We start from the raw sequence: 3,376 nt of genomic DNA, 5'->3' as shown, positions 1-3,376 counted from the left end.
CTGAACTCATGTGCCTGAGACTACTCAGGGCGCTCAGTTTGAAAAGACATCGAGACGGACAACCTTGGTCACATGAGCAATTCACCACTGTCCGGATGCCGTGTGGCGATTCTCGCCACCGACGGTGTCGAAGAAGTCGAACTGGTGCAACCGCGCGACGCCGTGCAGTCTGCCGGTGCCACAACCACTCTCGTCTCCCTCACGCACGGAGACATTCAGGCCATGACGAGCGACGTTCACGCCGCGAACACCTTTGCCGTCGACAACGTCGTCGCGGATGTGTCGGTCGACGATTTCGACGCCCTGATCCTGCCCGGTGGCACGACGAATCCCGACACCTTGCGTACGGATTTCGATGCCGTCGATTTCGTGCGGCGGTTCGTCGAGTCCGGCAAACCGGTCGGAGTCATCTGCCATGGGCCGTGGATGCTGGTGGAGGCCGATGTCGTTCGAGGTCGCACGTTGACGTCGTACCCGAGCATCCGCACCGATATCCGCAATGCCGGCGCAACGGTCGTCGACGAGGAAGTCGTCGTCGACGGGAACCTCGTATCCAGTCGCAACCCCCACGACCTTCCTGCATTCTGCGACGCGCTGGTCGAGCAGTTCTCGAAAACCAACAACGTAGGTTAGCGTAGCCTATGCGCAAAACCCGTTTGTCGACTCTGATCCCCGCTGTCGTTGCCCTCGCAGCACTGACGATGTCCGCGTGCAGCAGCTCCGACTCGGACTCGGCAGCCGACGGCCCCACGGTGTCGACGATCTTCGGTGACGTGACCGTCCCCGAGAACCCGCAGCGGGTCGTTGCCCTTGGATGGTCCGACGCAGAGACCGCGCTCGCCCTCGGGGTCCAACCCGTCGGTGCCAGTGACTGGCTCGGCGTCGGCGGAGACGGCCTCGGGCCATGGGTCGAGGAGTCCTACGACGGCGCGCCGACCATCCTCGGCACCTACGACGTCGAGGTCGAGTCGGTGGCCGCTCTCGAGCCCGACCTGATCCTGTGGACCCGAAGCACCAACGATCCGGAGCTCTACGACAAACTGTCCGAGGTCGCGCCGACCGTCGGCGCACCCGTCGGCGCCGAGATCGCATATGGCACTACGTGGGACGCGCAGACCCAGCTGGTCGCCGACGCTCTCGGGAAGTCCGAAGAGGGTGCGCAACTCGTCGACGAGACCAACGCGGACTTCGAGGCCGCGGTGGCAGCCAACCCCGAGTTCGCCGGCAAGACCGTCGCTGTCGGCACGGTGTACAGCGGCCAGCTCGGTGCGTACGTCGACGGAGACGCACGTGTCGAGTTCATGAAGAGGCTCGGGTTCGTCAACTCCGAAGCGATCCAGTCGCAGGCCGCGGACGGCAAGTTCTCCGTCGACCTCTCTGCCGAGAACGTCGCGCAGCTCGACGCCGACCTGACGGTCATGTTTCCGATCGGAGGCACCGCCGACATCATCACCGACGACCCCTCCATACAAGGTCTTCCGGTTGCCCGCGACGGGCGACTCGTAGTTCTCGACGACAAGAACCTCAGTGACGCCTTCTCCAGCGGGTCGGCGTCGGGAACGCAGTACGCGATCGAGAACGCGGTTCCGTTGTTCGCCGCGCCCCTCCAGGGCTGACGGGCGGGCTCGTCACACTCTCCCTGGTGGGCTTGTCACACTCTCCCTGGTGGGAATCCTCCCTGGGCGATCGGGCCCCAGGATTCGATCGTGATGCGTATCAACGACTTCCCCTGCTTCAGCATCGCCTCTCGGTACTCGTCCCAATCCGAATGCTCGCCCGCGATACTGCGGAAGTACTCGACGAGAGGTTCCACGGCGTCGGGTACATCGAGGATCTCGGCGGTGCCCTCGACCTGGACGTAGGCGTCGTTCCACTCGTCCGAGTGCACGCAGACCGTCACCGCCGAATGTCGTCTGATGTTGACCACTTTGGCGCGTTCCGGGTAGGACGCGATGACGATGCGCCCCTCGGAATCGACACCGGATGTCACCGGAGAGACCTGCAGCCCACCATCACGCTTGTGCGCGATAAGCGTCGAATGGTGACGCGGACGAATGAATTCGAGCAACTCCTCGCGCTCGACGGATTCTGCGGAAGCCAGTTTCGGAGCCATGTGAACCAGCCTAGTGCGACTAAGGTCAGCCCATGGCCAAGCATTCGAAGAAGAGTACGAACCTCTGGTCGACGCCTGCGGCACAGATACTCCGGGCGACCGACGACACTCGCGTCGAAGAAATCGACTTCTCACTGACCCCCGGTTTCGAGGGCACCAAAGTAGACGCGGAGGAGTTGCTTGCCGAGCGCGGCGAGGTGCTCTCCGCTCTGCAGGAGAAGCTGTACGCGAACGGACGATCCGGTGATCTGCGCTCGATCCTGTTGGTACTACAGGGAATGGACACCGCGGGTAAGGGCGGGATGGTCCGACATGTCATCGGGTTGGTCGATCCGCAGGGTGTCGATCTCGCGTCGTTCGGAGTGCCCACGAAAGAGGAGCGCGAACACCACTACCTGTGGCGAATCAGAAATCAGCTACCTGGGGGCGGCAAGATAGGTGTATTCGACCGTTCGCACTACGAGGACGTGCTGGTTGTCGCCGTCCACAATCTGGTCCCGCGCCAGGTGTGGGAGCCCCGTTTCGACGAGATCAACGCATTCGAAAAGGAATTGGTCGACGAGGGAACGCTCATCGTCAAAGTCGCCCTGTTCGTCTCGCCGGAGGAGCAACGCGTCCGCCTGCAGGAACGGCTCGACCGGCCCGACAAGTACTGGAAGTACAACCCGGGAGACGTCACCGAGCGCGGATTTCTACCTCAGTACCGGCTCGCATACCAACGCGTCATCGACCGCACGAACACCGATTACGCGCCATGGCATGTCATTCAGGCCGACCGTAAGTGGTACAGCCGCCTTGCGGTCATCGAATTGTTGATCGACGCACTCGAAAGACTCGAACTCGACTGGCCTGCAGCCGATTTCGATGTCGAGGTCGAGAAGCAGCGCCTGGCGAACAGCTGAATGCGCCCTGTACGTTCGATCGACAACGTACAGGGCGCACGTCAGGTGTTCTAGAACGTTGCGGCGTCGATGACGAAGCGGTAGCGGACGTCGCTCTTCAGCACCCGCTGGTATGCCTCGTTGATCTTGTCCGCGGGGATCGTCTCGATCTCGGCGCCGATGTGGTGCTCGGCGCAGAAGTTCAGCATCTCCTGGGTCTGCGCGATGCCACCGACCATCGAGCCGGCGAGGCTACGACGGTTTGCAGCGAGGGTGAATCCGCGGACCTTGATGGGCTCGGACGGCAAACCGAGGATGACGAGCGAGCCGTTGATCGCCAGCAGCGACATGTGCTTGTCCATGTCGATCTCGGCGGAGACGG

At 62.6% G+C, this 3,376-nt stretch carries 4 protein-coding genes and 1 pseudogene; 3 read left to right on the top strand and 2 right to left on the bottom strand.

Annotated elements, in window-relative coordinates; all coding sequences use genetic code 11:
- The first annotated feature begins 72 nt into the window (after positions 1-72).
- Together A2J03_RS25975 and A2J03_RS25970 are read left to right on the top strand one after the other, a co-directional pair.
- Entirely contained in the window at positions 73-633 is a 561-nt protein-coding gene (locus tag A2J03_RS25975; protein ID WP_197480968.1) for a type 1 glutamine amidotransferase domain-containing protein, read from the top strand.
- Between the two features lie 8 nt (positions 634-641).
- Positions 642-1,616, top strand: a complete 975-nt coding sequence (locus A2J03_RS25970; protein ID WP_068380012.1) for an iron-siderophore ABC transporter substrate-binding protein — start codon at positions 642-644, stop codon at positions 1,614-1,616.
- A 35-nt stretch (positions 1,617-1,651) separates the two neighbouring features.
- Here A2J03_RS25970 and A2J03_RS25965 read toward each other — a convergent pair whose 3' ends face one another.
- Complete coding sequence (locus tag A2J03_RS25965) at positions 1,652-2,113, bottom strand: PPOX class F420-dependent oxidoreductase (protein ID WP_068380009.1); 462 nt, start codon at positions 2,111-2,113, stop codon at positions 1,652-1,654.
- Positions 2,114-2,145: 32 nt separating this feature from the next.
- On the opposite strand from A2J03_RS25965, the gene A2J03_RS25960 reads away from it, so the two are divergent.
- Positions 2,146-3,015, top strand: coding sequence for a PPK2 family polyphosphate kinase (locus A2J03_RS25960; protein WP_068380006.1), 870 nt, complete (start codon positions 2,146-2,148; stop codon positions 3,013-3,015).
- A 50-nt stretch (positions 3,016-3,065) separates the two neighbouring features.
- Here A2J03_RS25960 and A2J03_RS25955 read toward each other — a convergent pair.
- Positions 3,066-3,376 (bottom strand): annotated as a pseudogene (locus tag A2J03_RS25955) (alcohol dehydrogenase); the annotation flags it as partial.

The organism is Rhodococcus sp. EPR-157, assembly GCF_001647195.1.
Classification (GTDB): Bacteria; Actinomycetota; Actinomycetes; order Mycobacteriales; family Mycobacteriaceae; genus Rhodococcoides.
This window is presented reverse-complemented; position numbering and strand designations above follow the sequence as displayed.